The 15,356-nt window shown below is 40.5% G+C and carries 15 protein-coding genes; 12 read left to right on the top strand and 3 right to left on the bottom strand.

Annotation, left to right across the window (positions count from 1 at the left end):
• Nucleotides 1-17: 17 nt before the first annotated feature.
• On the bottom strand, nucleotides 18-2,639 hold the full coding sequence (locus BM739_RS14955) for a penicillin-binding protein 1A (protein ID WP_076541996.1): 2,622 nt from the start codon (nucleotides 2,637-2,639) through the stop codon (nucleotides 18-20).
• Nucleotides 2,640-2,827: 188 nt separating this feature from the next.
• Here BM739_RS14955 and BM739_RS14950 point away from each other — a divergent pair, with 188 nt between their 5' ends.
• The 9 genes from BM739_RS14950 (at nucleotide 2,828) to BM739_RS14910 (ending at nucleotide 12,054) form a co-directional block, all read left to right on the top strand.
• A complete protein-coding gene (locus tag BM739_RS14950; RefSeq protein ID WP_076541994.1) occupies nucleotides 2,828-3,907 on the top strand; it encodes a pilus assembly protein PilM in 1,080 nt (359 codons plus the stop codon).
• Entirely contained in the window at nucleotides 3,895-4,473 is a 579-nt protein-coding gene (locus BM739_RS14945) for a PilN domain-containing protein (RefSeq protein ID WP_076541992.1), read from the top strand. The genes BM739_RS14950 and BM739_RS14945 overlap by 13 nt, the downstream gene beginning before the upstream one ends.
• Nucleotides 4,470-5,084 (top strand): type 4a pilus biogenesis protein PilO, encoded by a 615-nt coding sequence (locus BM739_RS14940; protein ID WP_076541990.1) that lies wholly within the window; start codon nucleotides 4,470-4,472, stop codon nucleotides 5,082-5,084. Before BM739_RS14945 ends, BM739_RS14940 begins: the two co-directional genes overlap by 4 nt.
• Nucleotides 5,085-5,600 carry a pilus assembly protein PilP gene (locus BM739_RS14935; protein WP_076541988.1) on the top strand — a complete coding sequence of 172 codons (516 nt, stop codon included), beginning with the start codon at nucleotides 5,085-5,087 and terminating at the stop codon, nucleotides 5,598-5,600.
• 19 nt (nucleotides 5,601-5,619) lie between these two features.
• Nucleotides 5,620-7,668 carry a type IV pilus secretin PilQ gene (locus BM739_RS14930; protein WP_076541986.1) on the top strand — a complete coding sequence of 683 codons (2,049 nt, stop codon included), beginning with the start codon at nucleotides 5,620-5,622 and terminating at the stop codon, nucleotides 7,666-7,668.
• Nucleotides 7,669-7,965: 297 nt separating this feature from the next.
• Nucleotides 7,966-8,481 carry a shikimate kinase AroK gene (gene aroK / locus BM739_RS14925; RefSeq protein WP_076541984.1) on the top strand — a complete coding sequence of 172 codons (516 nt, stop codon included), beginning with the start codon at nucleotides 7,966-7,968 and terminating at the stop codon, nucleotides 8,479-8,481.
• Between the two features lie 8 nt (nucleotides 8,482-8,489).
• A complete protein-coding gene (aroB, locus tag BM739_RS14920; protein ID WP_076541982.1) occupies nucleotides 8,490-9,566 on the top strand; it encodes a 3-dehydroquinate synthase in 1,077 nt (358 codons plus the stop codon).
• Nucleotides 9,567-9,589: 23 nt separating this feature from the next.
• A complete protein-coding gene (locus BM739_RS20375) occupies nucleotides 9,590-11,128 on the top strand; it encodes an ATP-binding protein (RefSeq protein WP_076541981.1) in 1,539 nt (512 codons plus the stop codon).
• A gap of 86 nt (nucleotides 11,129-11,214) precedes the next feature.
• The gene (locus tag BM739_RS14910) at nucleotides 11,215-12,054 is read left to right on the top strand and encodes a Dam family site-specific DNA-(adenine-N6)-methyltransferase (RefSeq protein WP_076542031.1); all 840 of its coding nucleotides are present in this window, start codon (nucleotides 11,215-11,217) and stop codon (nucleotides 12,052-12,054) included.
• Between the two features lie 39 nt (nucleotides 12,055-12,093).
• Here BM739_RS14910 and BM739_RS14905 read toward each other — a convergent pair whose 3' ends face one another.
• Together BM739_RS14905 and BM739_RS14900 are read right to left on the bottom strand one after the other, a co-directional pair.
• Nucleotides 12,094-12,276, bottom strand: coding sequence for a DUF2970 domain-containing protein (locus tag BM739_RS14905; RefSeq protein ID WP_076541979.1), 183 nt, complete (start codon nucleotides 12,274-12,276; stop codon nucleotides 12,094-12,096).
• Nucleotides 12,276-12,644, bottom strand: a complete 369-nt coding sequence (locus BM739_RS14900) for a hypothetical protein (protein ID WP_139326897.1) — start codon at nucleotides 12,642-12,644, stop codon at nucleotides 12,276-12,278. Before BM739_RS14900 ends, BM739_RS14905 begins: the two co-directional genes overlap by 1 nt.
• Nucleotides 12,645-12,944: 300 nt before the next feature.
• Between BM739_RS14900 and rpe the strand changes: the two genes are divergently transcribed.
• The 3 genes from rpe to trpS are packed head-to-tail and all read left to right on the top strand — an operon-like array spanning nucleotide 12,945 to nucleotide 15,350.
• Nucleotides 12,945-13,619, top strand: coding sequence for a ribulose-phosphate 3-epimerase (gene rpe, locus BM739_RS14895; RefSeq protein ID WP_076541977.1), 675 nt, complete (start codon nucleotides 12,945-12,947; stop codon nucleotides 13,617-13,619).
• 2 nt (nucleotides 13,620-13,621) lie between these two features.
• Nucleotides 13,622-14,344 (top strand): phosphoglycolate phosphatase, encoded by a 723-nt coding sequence (locus BM739_RS14890; RefSeq protein ID WP_076541975.1) that lies wholly within the window; start codon nucleotides 13,622-13,624, stop codon nucleotides 14,342-14,344.
• Between the two features lie 4 nt (nucleotides 14,345-14,348).
• Nucleotides 14,349-15,350, top strand: coding sequence for a tryptophan--tRNA ligase (trpS, locus tag BM739_RS14885; RefSeq protein WP_076541973.1), 1,002 nt, complete (start codon nucleotides 14,349-14,351; stop codon nucleotides 15,348-15,350).
• Nucleotides 15,351-15,356: the final 6 nt, after the last annotated feature.

Genomic DNA, 15,356 nt, shown 5'->3' with positions numbered 1-15,356 from the left:
ACCGCTGGTGGATTTATTTATTGAAATAAATCATCTGCTGGATTTTCAATAAACAGATCATCTTCAATAACTTCTTCTGTGGCATATTCAGTCGGCTCAGTGCCTTCGATAAAATATTCAAATGAAGTAGTGTAATCTGTTTTACGGGTTAATTTGCCACTAGCTAAGTCAATACGCGCCGAAATAATTCCTTTAGGTGGAATGCTCGCCACTTCTTCTGTGCCAGTGAGTGCTTGGTTCATAAAGTCATTCCAACCAGGCCCTGCTGTTTTTGCCCCAGCTTCAGCCCCTGATATTTGATTTTCAGGACCATCGGCAACCCAGCTGGTTCTGCCAAGTTTACGGCTGTGATCGTCAAAACCAACCCAGAATGTCGAGGTCAGCGTTGGGTTAAAGCCACTAAACCAAGTATCGCGGGATTCATTGGTAGTACCGGTTTTACCAGCAATGTCACGACGCTTTATCAAGCGTGATGCTCGCCAAGCGGTACCATTCCAGCCAGTGCCTTTACTCCAATTGCCGCCACCCCAGATTACACTTTTGAGGGCTTCAGTGATCAAGAAGGCGGTTTGCTCAGAAATGATCCTAGGAGCGTAACGCGCGTTTTCATCTCCACAAGCAGCAATACCAGAATCACTCATAGTAGAGCTAATATCAGCACTAGCCAGTGTATTGTCTAAGCTGTTTTCAGTTTCAATTGGCGCTTGTTGTGAGCTAACAAACTCATTAGCCATTGCTGCAAAAGGGTCATCAATACTGTTGGTTGTCTCATTAGTCGCATCATCAACCTCATTGACTTCCGGGGTGCAGGCCAGTGTAGGCGACGCCTTTTCAATAACATTGTCATATGAGTCAGTAACCTTACTAATATAATAAGGTTCAACTAAATAGCCGCCATTAGTAAAGACATTAAAGGCGGTGGCGACTTGCAGTGGTGTTACTGAAGGAGACCCTAAAGCGACAGATTCATTTCGTGGTAAATCAGCAGGATCAAAACCAAAGTCAACTAGGGTATCTATGGTGTTATCTAAGCCAATATGACGCATGGTACGAACTGACATTACGTTGATAGACTGAGCTAAACCAATGCGTAAACGTGTTGGGCCGCCATAAATATCAGGTGAATTTTTTGGTCGCCATGCGGTACCTTGACGAGTATCGGGCTTATTAATCGGCGCATTATTGATTAATGTTGCCAGAGTGTAGTCTTTTTCAAGCGCGGCAGCATAAATAAACGGTTTGATATTAGAGCCTAATTGACGCTTAGCTTGAGTGACGCGGTTATATTGGCTTTGAGTAAAGCTAAAGCCGCCCACTAAAGTTTTAATCGCGCCATCAGTTGGTTCTAAAGATACCGTTGCGCTAGAAACCTGTGGGATTTGAGACAATTGCCAAAACTCGCCATTATCTCTAATCCATACCTTTTCACCGACAGTTAAAATATCAGCTGCCGTTTTAGGCGGCTTACCTTGACGGCGATCGCTAATAAATTTGCGAGCCCATTTCAGGCCGTTCCACTGGATGACAACTTCTTCGCCTTTAGTATTCAGTAAAGTTGCTTGTTGCTCACTAACTGACATGACAGCCGCTGGAATAATACCTTGTACTGCAGAGGTCTTTTTAAGGTTTTCTATAATGTCGCTGGTGGCCAGAGGTGTATCAGTCCACAAGGTGCTAATTGCACCACGGTAGCCATGACGCTGATCATAAGCGAACACATTATCGCGCAGGGCGCTTTGGGCTTTTAATTGCAGATCCGATGAAATGGTGGTGTAAACGTTATAACCATTAGTATAGGCGTCTTCTTCACCATACTTATTCACCATATAATCACGTGCCATTTCAGAAACGTAAGGTGCATATAGATCTATTTCTGCGCCATGGTATTTCGCGGTTATAGGGGCATTTATGGCTTCTTGGTATTGGGCCTCGGTGATATTACGTTTTTCCAACATGCGGCCTAGAACCCAGTTACGGCGAGTCATGGCACGATTTGGATTGCGAATTGGGTTTGCAGCAGAAGGCGCTTGAGGTAAGCCTGCAATCATGGCCATTTCTGGCAGAGAAAGTTGGTCTAAATCTTTGCCGTAATACACTTGGGCAGCAGCGCCGACACCATAGGCACGGTTACCTAAAAATGAGCGGTTTAAATATAATGTGAGAATTTCTTCTTTAGATAAGGCTTTTTCAATTTTTAGCGCCAGAAAAATTTCTTTCGTTTTACGGATATAGGTTTTTTCACGGGATAAGAAAAAGCCTCGAGCCACTTGCTGAGTAATGGTACTGGCACCTTGGCTTTTTTTGCCAGTAGTGACCAAAATAACGGCTGCGCGAATAATACCAATAGGATCGATACCCTGATGTTCAAAGAAACGTGCATCCTCAGTATCTAATACCGCATTAATTAATTGTTGAGGCACATCTTCATATTCAACCGGTACTCGCCGTTTTTCACCAAATTGAGAAATTAATAAACCATCTTGGCTATAAATCCTTAAAGGTGTCTGTAATTTGACCGTTTTAAGAGAGTTTACATCCGGTAATTCTGGTAAAACGTAGAAATAAGCAGCGACAATGGTGCCGACACCAAATAAAGTTAAGCTAAAAATAGCAATAAGTATTCGTTTAAACCACTTCACCAAAATAATCCAAAGTTCGACAATATGGCTTCTAGTATATAAGCGGGAGGGTTTTTGGTGAAGTAAAAACATGAAAACAAAAAAAAACTGGTTGTAAAATGTCGAAACATTTTATACAAATACTTATAACGAGTTGATTTTGTGCTAATCTATTTTAAAATATAAAATAATAAATGCGATGATGGAATATGCTTTCTAAATTTTGGAAGCGTCAAGCTCCGCAAATGGTGGGGATCGATATTGGATCCCATGAAATAAAAGCCATATTGCTGGGTAAGACTGCTGATGGATATAAAATTCAAAATTATATATCAGCTCCTTTGCGAAAAGGAGCTGTAGTTGATCATGAAATACGTGATTCTGAAGCTGTTATTGAATCATTAAGACACATAAAACGTGGACTACCGAAAGGTATTAACTCTGCCGCCGTGTCTGTTTCTGGTTCTGCTGTGATGACAAAAGTGATATACATGGACGCTTCATTAAATGAAGAAGAAATGGAAGCGCAAATTGAAATTGAAGCAGACAATCTTATCCCTTATTCACTTGATGAAGTGAGTATCGACTTTGAAACTCTTAATCCCAACACTACCGACCCAACAAAGGTAGATGTGTTATTAAGTGCTTGTCGTACTGACAACATTGATTCAAGAATGGATTCACTTGATGCAATTGAGCTTGATACCAAAGTGGTTGACGTTGAAGCTTATGCTTTAGGGCGTTCAGCAGAACTTATTCTGGCTCAACTTCCAGAAGGGGCCAATGAAAAATCTGTTGTGCTAGTGGATGTTGGCGCCAATATGACGACGTTTGCGGTTGTAGAAAATGGCGAAACGACATTTATTCGTGAGCAAGCATTTGGTGGTGAGTTATTTACCCAATCAATTCTCTCTTTCTATGGTATGCCTTACGATGAAGCTGAAAATGCTAAAGTCACAGGCGAGCTACCACGTAATTATATGTTTGAGGTGTTATCTCCATTTCAAACCCAATTATTACAACAAATAAAACGTACCTTACAAATTTACTGCACTGCCAATGGCAAAGATAAAGTTGATTATATTGTCTTAAGTGGTGGCACTGCAAAACTTGAAGGTATGACAACGTTATTGGCTAATGACTTAGGGGTGCATTCAATTGTTGCTAACCCTTTTCAAGGTTGTTTACATGCTGATGACGATATTAAAAACCAAATAGAACCTAGTATCAGTAAATATATGGTTGCATGTGGTTTAGCGCTTAGGAGTTACGCTCAATGGCGAACATAAACTTACTACCTTGGCGTGAAGAGGCCAGAGAAAAACACAAACGAGACTTTATCGGTATATTAGCGTTAGTGTTTTTAATGACCTGTTTAATTGTATTTCTGGCATTGAGTTTTATTGAAGTCGTTACTGATGATCAACGTGCTAGAAATTCATATTTACAGTCTGAAATATCATTATTGGACTCGCAAATTGCCGAAATAAGAAAAATTAAAGCGCGTAAAGATGATATTGAACGTCGCACTAAAATTATTCTAGACCTCCAGCAATCACGTAATTTGCCAACACATGTATTAGATGAGCTGGTTAGAATTGTGCCGCCAGGAATTTATCTTTCAAGTATTGAAAAGAAAGGTAGCTTGTTGTGGATTGAGGGTCGCAGTGAATCTAATAATAACGTCGCGAATATGATGAGAAAAGTTAAAACATCTCAATACCTCAATGACCCAAGCATGCAGTCAATTGTTAGTCATAATGAAAACTTACGACAATTGCAAAAGTTTAGATTAAGAGTGACTATTTTTGATGACCAAATCGATACTGGCTCAAGCCAAGGAGGTCAGCAATGAATCTTGACTTAGAGCAGTTTAATGATATTGATTTTGAAAATATTGGTGCTTGGCCAGCATTAGTTAAAATTGTATTTGCTGCTTTTTTATCTATCTGTGTACTTGGCGCCAGTTATTATTTATTTATTTCCGATGCCATTGATGTCCTTAATGCTGAAGAAAGAAAAGAAATAACCCTAAAAGAAGATTTTCAAACTAAATATCGTTTGGCGGCAAACTTAAAACTGTATCGTGAGCAACTTGTGGTAATGGAAGCTCAGTTCGCAGAACTTTTAAAAATGTTGCCATCAGAAAATGAAATGCCAGGTTTATTGGATGACACCACATTCGTAGCAACAGATGCAGGACTGCGGATTAATAGCTTAGATTGGGATACTGAAATTGAACGTGATTTCTACTTAGAATTCCCGATTAAAATGTCAGTTGTAGGTGATTATCATAAATTAGGCAGCATGGTAAGCGGTGTCGCAAAATTGCCGCGCATTGTCAGCTTGCATGACTTTGTCATTAAGCGTGATGATTCAGGTAGTCTATCGATGGATATTTTAGCTAAAACCTATCGATTTAAAGAAGGTGCGAAAGTACCTGCGAATAAGAAGGGGAAGAAATAAATGAAACTCTTACCCTTATTACTCATCATGCTAATGCTAACAGGTTGTATTGGTGACAGAAGTGATTTGGAGTTGTTTGTAACAACGACTAAATCTCAACATGTTGCTCGCATTCCTCCGTTAAAAGAAACACCTAAGTTTGAGCATTTTGCCTATCAAGCAGAGCTTATGCGAAGTCCTTTTGTTCCACCTTCTCGAGAGCTCACAGAGGAAGTGATTGACACAAGTAGAGATTGTTTACAGCCAGATTTGAAACGTCGTAAAGGGCGCTTAGAAACGTATGCTATAGATAATTTAAAAATGCGCGGAACGTTAAGTGAAGATGGCACAGTTTGGGCCTTAGTTGAATCATCAGATACCAATGTTTATCGCTTGGGTGTCGGTGAGTATCTTGGACTTTACCATGGCAAAATAGCTGAAGTCACGCCGCAATACATTGAAATTATAGAATTAATTCCTGATGGTTCAGGTTGCTGGGCTGAAAGAGCAAGCAACTTAGAACTTTCTGGCAAATAATGCGAAGGATGAGGGAATAATGAAATCTTCTGCCTCGATGCACATATCGACAAAAAAAATATCACTGTTCAGAACCGTACTCGGTGCTGTGTTGTTGCTTGGTGCATTACCAAGCGCGTTAGCTGCGAATAAATTATTGGATGTAAAGTATCATTCTATTGTTGACCATCAATTAGAACTAGAATTGGTGTTCGAGTCTGACATTGTTCAGCCTGAAGTTGACTTGAAGGCGTCACCTGCTCAAATTTTATTAAGTTTTGACGATAGTATTTCAAGCCTCGATAAAGACGATATTACTATCGATAGAGTTGGGGTTGAGAGTTTAAAAACCTCTCAACAAAATGGCGCACTGAACATCGTTGTTGATTTAGCTGAGGTAAAACCTTATCAAGGCAAAGTGGTAGGTAATACTTACCGTTTAACGGTTAACGATACTGTATCTGGGCCTGATAGCGCTGATAACCCATTTGTAAATGGCATTGATACTATTGATTTTCGCCGCAATAAAAATGGTGGTGGCGATTTATTAATTCATTTAGCTAATCGCTCTGTTGCTGCCAACGTAGCTCAGGTTGGCTCTAAATTAGAAGTGAAATTGTATAACACAGACATTAAAAGCGAGCTTTTATATGTGATGGATGTACAAGACTTTAATACACCCGTAACCAGCTTTGAAACCTTCAAAGAAGATTTAACTGCCCGTCTGATGGTCGATGTTGATGGCAACTATGATTACACATACAAGCAAGACGGTAATGTGTTCAAAGTGAGTATTAATAAAGTAGAACGTGCCATCGTTGCTAAAGATGATAAAAAATATAATGGCCGTTCTTTGTCGCTTAACTTCCAGAATATTTCTGTAAGAACAGTACTGCAAATTATTGCTGATTATAATGATTTCAATTTGGTCACCAGTGATACCGTAGAAGGCAATATCACTCTACGTTTAGATGATGTGCCTTGGGATCAAGCGTTAGATTTAATTCTGCAAACTAAAGGATTGGATAAGCGTATTGAAGGCAATATCTTAATGGTTGCCCCAAGTGAAGAATTAGCTATTCGAGAAAGACAAGATTTGGCTAATAAGCAAGAAGTCAAAGAGCTAGCGCCGCTTTATTCTGAATATATTCAGGTGAATTATGCTAAAGCTGTTGATATTGCAGAGCTGATGAAAAGTGCTGATTCAAGCTTATTGTCAAATCGCGGTAGCGTTGCCGTTGATGAACGTACCAATACTTTATTAGTCAAAGATACCGCAGATACTTTAGAAACCATTCATCGTTTAGTTGAAGTACTGGATATCCCGATTAAACAAGTATTAATTGAAGCCAGAATGGTGACAGTTAAGGATAACGTCTCTGAAGATTTAGGTATCCGTTGGGGTATCACAGATCAACAAGGTAATAAAGGCACGTCAGGTTCACTTGAAGGCGCTAATGATATTGTTGCTGGGGTTATTCCTGCACTAAGCGATCGCTTGAATGTGAACTTACCCTCTTCGGCCTCTAATGCAGCCAGTATTGCATTTAGTGTGGCAAAAATGGCTGATGGAACCGTACTTGATTTAGAGCTAAGCGCGTTAGAGCAAGAAAACAAAGGCGAAATTATTGCTAGCCCTCGTATTACCACTTCAAACCAAAAAGCGGCCTATATCGAGCAAGGTGTAGAGATCCCTTATGTGGAGTCTGCCTCAAGTGGTGCGACAACTGTGTCATTTAAAAAAGCAGTGTTGTCATTACGAGTCACCCCTCAAATCACCCCAGATGACCGTGTCATTCTTGATTTAGAAATTACTCAAGATACCCGTGGTGAGGTTGTTTCAACGGGTACAGGTGAAGCGGTTTCAATTGATACTCAGCGCATTGGTACTCAGGTGCTTGTTGATAATGGTGAAACCATTGTATTAGGTGGTATTTACCAGCAGAACTTAATCAGTCGAGTTAGCAAGGTGCCAGTATTAGGTGACATTCCTCTGGTTGGCTTCTTATTCAGAAACACCTCAGATACCAATGAACGTCAAGAGTTATTGATATTCGTGACACCGAAAATCGTGACTGAAAAACTGTAACGGCGAAAAAATAATCATGCCAGCTTAATTGCTGGCATTTTTTTGCCTTAAAATAATTAATTGCTTGATTATATTAAGGTCATTAAACATACCGTCATTTTTTAAGCTCATTGAATCTAGGGTTAAATTATTTATTTTTAATAAACTCACTATAAATCGCTCACATCACTTGCAACAACTGGTGCATAACTGAGATAATCCTTCGTCAAGTCTCATTAGAGCAAGGTTAAATAATAGGTCGGCTTGAGTTTAAGTCGATAAGGCATACTTTTCATATAAGATTCAGACGTATATACAATGGCTGAAAAACGCAATATTTTTCTGGTAGGCCCTATGGGCGCAGGTAAAAGCACAATTGGTCGTCACTTAGCCCAACTGCTGCATTTAGATTTCCACGACTCAGATCACGAGATTGAGCAACGCACAGGTGCAGATATTGCATGGGTGTTTGACGTTGAAGGCGAAGAAGGTTTTCGTCGACGTGAAGCTCAAGTCATCGCCGACCTTTCGGAAAAGCAGGGCATTGTCCTAGCTACTGGCGGCGGATCTGTACAAAGCAAAGACATTCGTAATCATCTGTCGGCTCGCGGTATCGTTGTATACCTTGAGACAACAATTGATAAGCAAGTGGCTCGTACTCAACGTGATAAACGTCGACCTTTACTTCAGGTAGATGATCCACGTGAAGTACTTGAAGATCTTGCTGACGTTCGTAATCCTTTGTATGAAGAGATTGCAGACGTAATTGTTAAGACTGATGAACAAAGCGCAAAGATTGTCGCAAATCAAATTATTGAGCAACTCGGTTTTTAGGTAGGTTTATGCAACAAGTTCAGGTTGAATTAGGTGTAAGAAGTTATCCCATTTATATTGGCCAGAATTTATTGCAACAAAGCGCTTATCTCACCGATTACCTTTCCGGTAAAAAAGCACTTATTGTCACTAACGACACCATTGCTCCGCTGTACTTGCAACAAGCGCAGCAGGCTATGGCATCTTGTAGTGATATAGGTGTGGTTGTTTTGCCGGATGGTGAACAATATAAAGATTTAACTCACTTAAATTTAATTTTTTCTGCACTGTTAGAAAATAATTATGCCCGTGATTGTGTAATCGTAGCACTAGGTGGCGGTGTCGTTGGTGACATGGCCGGCTTTGCTGCATCTTGCTATCAGCGGGGCGTTGAGTTTATTCAAATTCCAACCACCTTATTATCTCAAGTGGACTCTTCTGTTGGTGGTAAAACCGCAGTAAACCATCCGCTTGGTAAAAATATGATTGGGGCTTTTTATCAGCCACAACTGGTATTAATTGACACCGATTGCTTATCGACATTACCTGCAAAAGAGTTTGCTGCAGGGATGGCTGAAGTCATTAAATATGGCGTGATCTGGGATGGCGAATTTTTTAGCTGGTTAGAGCAAAATGTTGACCCATTAAAAGCATTGAATACCGAAGCATTAAGCTACGCGATTGCTAAATGCTGCCAGATAAAAGCTGATGTTGTTACCCAAGATGAAACAGAACGTGGTGTACGAGCATTACTAAATTTAGGCCATACTTTTGGCCATGCTATCGAAGCTGAAATGGGCTACGGTGTGTGGTTACATGGTGAAGCTGTTGCTACCGGAACCATTATGGCGGCGGTGACATCGCAAAAGTTAGGTCTAATTGAACAAAAAGATGTCGATAGAATTACTCGTTTGATGTTGGCGTTTGATTTACCGATAAGCTCACCAGAGTCAATGAACTTTGCTGACTTTATTAAGCATATGCAGCGAGATAAAAAAGTTCTCGCGGGTCAAATTCGATTAGTCTTACCCACCTCAATAGGCTCTGCTGATGTATTCTCTGATGTTGAAGAGTCTTTATTAGCCGACGTCATTAGCCAAGTTTAAGCTTTTTGTCTAATGGTGGATCTGTGGACATACAACAAACGCTTTTATTACCTTCCCAAGAAGCTTTAGTTCAGCGGCTACAACATATTGCCAGCTATAGTGAGCAGCTAGTATTAGTCAGCGGCGCTAAAGGATCAGGTAAAACCACCTTAGTGACAGCATTGGCGAGCGAGCTTGATAACTACAACTCTGCGTTGGTTATCTGCCCAATGCACGCTGATAGTGCTGAAATTCGGCGTAAAATACTGATCCAACTGATTTCATCACCTATTTTTGATGATACCTTACCGCTATCAGATACCTTAATTCGCATACAATCTAGTTTAAGCAAACCGCTGCATATCATTATTGATGATGCGCATTTGCTGCCTAAAGAATTATGGGCAGAATGTATAGTGCTGACTCAAATCCGTTGTGCGGATAAACCAGTGTCACTGACTTTTACCGTCACCACTGAATCATTTGCAGAGTTTAATGAATTAACTAAAACCATGAAGGATTTATTGCTTCATGTTGAGGTAGAGCCATTATCCTTAGCTGAACGCGAAGGCCTATATCGCACTTTATTAGTTAGAAGTAATAAAACGCCATTTATACCTCGCGAAATAATTCAATCGCAAATTGAAAAACAAACGGGTACTCCTACCGAAGTGATTGAGTTACTTAAGCTTGCGCTTGAGGATAAGGTTGAAGAGCCAAAACGCTGGCCAAAATATTTTCCGTTAGCAGTGATCAGCTTACTGCTATGCCTAACCCTAGGGATTGTCGGTTTTTTTTATAACGAACCCGCAGCAGAATCTATTGAAGCAAACCAAGTTAACTTTAGGGCTTACCAAGCGCCAGGATCTGCAGCGCAATGGGCAAACTATCATTATGGCCAAAGCTTATTATTGCCTTGGTTACAATTACATTTTCCATCTCAGCAATCTTTAATTGCGGCTCATGAGCCAACAAATCTTGTTTTACAGCTACTTACTGAGCAGCAAATATTAACCAGCACTACAAAAAGTGGCGCAGTTGAAATTGAAGCTGCAAACACTCAACTGGATTACCAGAGCGTTGATACTGTAGCTGGTGAATTAGTGGCTGGTGAATTAGTGGTTGGTGAATTAGTGGTTGGTGAATTAGTAGCTGGTGAATTAATAGCAGCTGAGTTAGTGGTAAATGAAGATATTGATACTGCTGAAGTTGATGAGACATTAGTCATTATTGAAACAGATAAACTACAGCTTACTGATAACAGTGCAGCGCTGAGCAATACTGACGATAATGCCACTGCCAATGAAGCGTTAGCCGAGCTGCAATACCGAGCGGGTTACACATTGCAACTGGCCAGCGTTATCGACCCCAAATCACTTAACAGTATCTTGCTAAAATTAGATAATGAAACCGCTGTAATTCGTGCTAATTATAATAAACGTCATGTTGTCTTATTTGGGCAGTTTAATAACGCCAGCCAAGCACAAGATAAAGCGCTTAAATTACAAGCCGAACTCGGTTTAAGTGCCCCTTGGGTTCGAAAATTCAGCGATCTTCAAGGTTATCAACTTAGTTCAAATTAATTAGTTAAAGCCCTTAAATCAGCAATGATTATTCTCAATAAAAAGAGTACAATCATCTGCTTTAATTTTGCTAGTAAATGGTATTCATGACTAAAAAGCATAGAGCCTTTCTTAAATGGGCGGGTGGAAAATTTAAACTCGTTGATGAGCTAGCAAAACATTTACCTCAAGGTGAAAGGCTAGTTGAGCCTTTTGTTGGTGCGGGATCAGTGTTTCTCAATACTGACTACGACTCATATCTGCTATGCGATATTAATCACGATCTCATTAACCTCTATAATATTGTTAAAAACCAGCCTGAGAAATACATTGCTGCGGCAAAGGCTATGTTTGTCCCAGAGATGAACGTGAAAGAGCAGTATTACCGAGTGCGAGAAGAGTTTAACCAAACTCAAGATCCGTTTTTACGCTCGGTTTATTTCTTGTATATGAATCGTCATGGTTTTAATGGTTTATGCCGTTATAACCGTAAAGGCGGCTTTAATGTCCCGTTTGGTTCTTACAAAAAGCCTTATTTTCCTGAAAAAGAACTGCGTTACTTTTCTGAAAAAGCTCAAAAAGCAATTTTTGAGTGTGTGGGTTACGAGCAAGCATTTGATATGTCAAAAGCAGGTGATGTCATTTATTGCGATCCACCTTATGCACCGCTATCAACTACAGCAAGTTTTACCACCTATGCAGGCCCAGGTTTTAGTCTTGACGACCAAGCGCTATTAGCGAGAAAATCTCGTCACACTGCACTTGAGCGCGATATCCCGGTACTGATCAGTAATCATGATATTCCACTGACTCGAGAGCTATATCGTGGCGCAAAAATGGCCTCAATAGACGTACAGCGCAATATTAGTCAAAAGGGTAATTCACGTAAGAAAGTCGCTGAAGTGATGGCGTTATATGATCATCATTATCAAGACGTTATTGATTAAATATCGAGTTAAGCTAAGGCTTCACCTATAAATAGTGGCTTAGCTTAGTACCTGTTTAACTATCAATATTAGCGATAAAACCATCAGCACTGCCAGAGCAATGCCCATAAAGATGAAGGGTAAGGGTGAACGACTTTGCTTAAAATCACGTTGGCGATTATCTTCGGTTTGCACCCCAAAAAATGCGGCTATAGTGCTGGTAAATACCTGCCAAATAGACATTAAAGTGCGTTCGGATTATTAGTTGGCATATCACTTATTGGTTTATTGTTGTCGTTACTATGCAGTAACTCCAATAAATCTAAAAAGTGAAACTGACTTGAGCGGCTATTACCTGTTACCCAACTTCCCCAACTGACATTATCTGAATCAACTGCACAGCGGTTAGTCGGATGGCTACTGGGTAAACTCGCGTTATAGGTAACATCGTCAGAGCAATCACATTGCTGAGCTTGCAAGGCCGGCTCAGTTTCTGACATGGCAAAGTAGGCAACAAGGATTAATGCGCTAGTCGAAAATAAGCTAACCGCAGGTTTTAATGTAACTTTACCTGTTTGCTTAGTACTCATTTTTAGCTGACGGCACATCATAAGGGCTATCCTTGTCTTATACTTTCAGAAATTATTCAAAAGGGTTTAATCATCTATCTTCACCGGCATATACGTTGCCTAGCAGAAGATGGTTCATAATACACAGTGACTTGTATCGCATTATAGCAAGTTTGTTTAGATATTGAACAGCTATCATATGTGATCTAGATCAACTTAATATCGACATTGGATTAAAATTTACATTTCTTGCTGTTGAAAAAGTTTTATTAGCGATTGAGACTAGAGCGATTTCTCTACAGAGGGTAAAATACTGTCACTTATAACCGCCTCGAGAAGACTATGCGTCCATTTTTGATTGCCCCATCTATTTTATCTGCCGATTTCGCCCGTTTAGGTGATGATGTTAAAGCCGTTTTAGATGCCGGTGCTGACGTTGTTCATTTCGATGTTATGGATAATCATTATGTGCCTAATTTAACCATTGGCCCAATGGTATGCAAAGCGTTGCGCGACTACGGCATTACCGCTGATATTGATGTACATTTAATGGTTAAACCTGTTGATAGTCTAATTCCTGATTTTGCTAAAGCGGGCGCATCAATCATTACTTTCCACCCAGAAGCCACAGAACATCTTGATCGCAGCCTACAGCTGATCAAAGAATCAGGCTGTAAGGCAGGCTTAGTGTTTAATCCTGGCACGCCATTACATTACCTTGACCATGTGATGGACAAATTGGATGTGATTTTATTAATGTCAGTAAACCCTGGTTTTGGTGGGCAGTCATTTATCCCATCAACACTAACTAAGCTTAAGCAAGTACGTGACATTATTGATGCTAGCGGTTACGACATCCGTTTAGAAGTCGATGGCGGCGTAAAAGTCGATAATATTGCTGAAATCGCTGCTGCAGGCGCTGATATGTTTGTCGCAGGATCTGCTATTTTCAACCAGCCTGATTACAAAGTGGTTGTTGATCAAATGCGCGATGAACTAGCAAAAGTTGAAGCCTAATTATGACAGTATTTTCTAATATTAAAGCCATCGCTTTTGATTTAGATGGAACGCTGATTGATAGTGTTCCTGATTTAGCCGCGGCAACGAATGCAACACTAACAGAGTTATCATTAGCTAACGCACAAGAAGCCCAAGTTAGAAGCTGGGTTGGCAATGGTGCCAATATGTTAATGCGCCGCGCTTTAATGTTTGCTCAACCACAAGTGGCTGATGCACAGGTCATTGACGCTCAATTAGATCAAGTTATGCCAAGGTTTATGCACCACTATGGGCTTCATTTAGAAAAACACAGTAGCTTGTACCCAAGCGTGTTAAGCACGTTGAAGCAGATAAAAGCTGCGGGTTATAAAATGGCAATTGTGACTAACAAGCCGTACAAATTTACCACACCGTTACTTGAATCTTTTGGCATCAGTGAGTTTTTCGAGCTAGTACTTGGTGGCGATTCTTTAGAAAAAATGAAACCCGATCCATTGCCATTAACCCATATATTGCAGCAATGGCAACTTGAGACAACGCAACTACTTATGGTGGGTGACTCAAAAAATGACATACTCGCCGCTAAATCGGCCGGACTAAGCTCAATAGGCTTGACCTATGGCTACAACTACGGCGAAGATATCGCCCTGAGCAGCCCAACGGCAGTATGTGAACAATTTAATGAAATTTTAGCGCTACTGAATTTGTCCGCTGAAATGAATGCAACATCAATGGAGCAATAAACGAATGACTGCAAAACCTATCGTGTTTAGTGGTGCTCAACCATCAGGTGAGCTGAGTATTGGTAACTACATGGGCGCACTTCGTCAATGGGTTAACATGCAAGATAGCCACGACTGTATTTATTGCGTAGTTGATTTACATGCAATTACCGTAAGACAAGACCCTGCCAAACTGCGCGAAGCCTGTTTAGATACCTTGGCTATTTACCTTGCATGCGGTATCGACCCTGAAAAAAGCACGGTATTTTTACAATCTCAAGTTCCGCAGCATACACAGCTAAGCTGGGCGTTAAACTGTTACACCCAAATGGGTGAGCTAAGCCGTATGACCCAGTTTAAAGATAAGTCGCAAAAGCATGCAAACAACATCAATGTTGGCTTGTTTGATTACCCAGTATTAATGGCTGCTGATATCTTGCTATATCAAGCTAACGAAGTACCTGTTGGTCAAGATCAAAAACAGCACTTAGAGCTAACCCGTGATATCGCGACCCGCTTTAACAATGCCTATGGTGAGACATTTGTCGTGCCAGAGCCGTTTATTCCGCCAACGGGCGCGAAAGTCATGTCACTGCAAGAGCCGACTAAGAAAATGTCAAAGTCGGATGAAAACCGTAACAATGTTATTGGTTTACTTGATGATCCTAAAGCGATTATGAAGAAAGTGAAAAAAGCCATGACTGACAGCCAAGAGCCGCCAGTGGTGCGTTTTGACGTTGAAGAGAAACCCGGCGTGTCAAACTTATTAAGCTTGATGTCAGGGTGTAATGGTCAGTCAATCGAGTCAATTGAAAAAGACTTTGAAGGCAAAATGTACGGTCACTTAAAAGTTGCTACCGGTGAAGCGGTTGTCGCTATGCTTGAGCCACTTCAAGAGCGCTACCGTGAGATTAGAGCCGATGAAGATTATCTTAATGCAGTATTTAAAGCCGGTGCTGAAAAAGCCCAAGCTCGTGCAGAAGAGACGATCAAAAAGGTCTACGAAAAAATCGGTATGATTGTGTAGTATCTG

The sequence above is a fragment of the Shewanella sp. UCD-KL21 genome (assembly GCF_001957135.1).
Lineage (GTDB): Bacteria > Pseudomonadota > Gammaproteobacteria > Enterobacterales > Shewanellaceae > Shewanella.
This window is presented reverse-complemented; position numbering and strand designations above follow the sequence as displayed.

Bases quoted from the DNA above. Each gene is read 5' to 3' on its own strand.
- BM739_RS14950 (WP_076541994.1), top strand. From the start codon at position 2,828: ATGCTTTCTAAATTTTGGAAGCGTCAAGCTCCGCAAATGGTGGGGATC.
- BM739_RS14945 (WP_076541992.1), top strand. From the start codon at position 3,895: ATGGCGAACATAAACTTACTACCTTGGCGTGAAGAGGCCAGAGAAAAA.
- BM739_RS14940 (WP_076541990.1), top strand. From the start codon at position 4,470: ATGAATCTTGACTTAGAGCAGTTTAATGATATTGATTTTGAAAATATT.
- BM739_RS14935 (WP_076541988.1), top strand. From the start codon at position 5,085: ATGAAACTCTTACCCTTATTACTCATCATGCTAATGCTAACAGGTTGT.
- BM739_RS14930 (WP_076541986.1), top strand. From the start codon at position 5,620: ATGAAATCTTCTGCCTCGATGCACATATCGACAAAAAAAATATCACTG.
- aroK (WP_076541984.1), top strand. From the start codon at position 7,966: ATGGCTGAAAAACGCAATATTTTTCTGGTAGGCCCTATGGGCGCAGGT.
- aroB (WP_076541982.1), top strand. From the start codon at position 8,490: ATGCAACAAGTTCAGGTTGAATTAGGTGTAAGAAGTTATCCCATTTAT.
- BM739_RS14910 (WP_076542031.1), top strand. From the start codon at position 11,215: ATGACTAAAAAGCATAGAGCCTTTCTTAAATGGGCGGGTGGAAAATTT.
- BM739_RS14905 (WP_076541979.1), bottom strand. From the start codon at position 12,276: ATGTCTATTTGGCAGGTATTTACCAGCACTATAGCCGCATTTTTTGGG.
- BM739_RS14900 (WP_139326897.1), bottom strand. From the start codon at position 12,644: ATGATGTGCCGTCAGCTAAAAATGAGTACTAAGCAAACAGGTAAAGTT.
- rpe (WP_076541977.1), top strand. From the start codon at position 12,945: ATGCGTCCATTTTTGATTGCCCCATCTATTTTATCTGCCGATTTCGCC.
- BM739_RS14890 (WP_076541975.1), top strand. From the start codon at position 13,622: ATGACAGTATTTTCTAATATTAAAGCCATCGCTTTTGATTTAGATGGA.
- trpS (WP_076541973.1), top strand. From the start codon at position 14,349: ATGACTGCAAAACCTATCGTGTTTAGTGGTGCTCAACCATCAGGTGAG.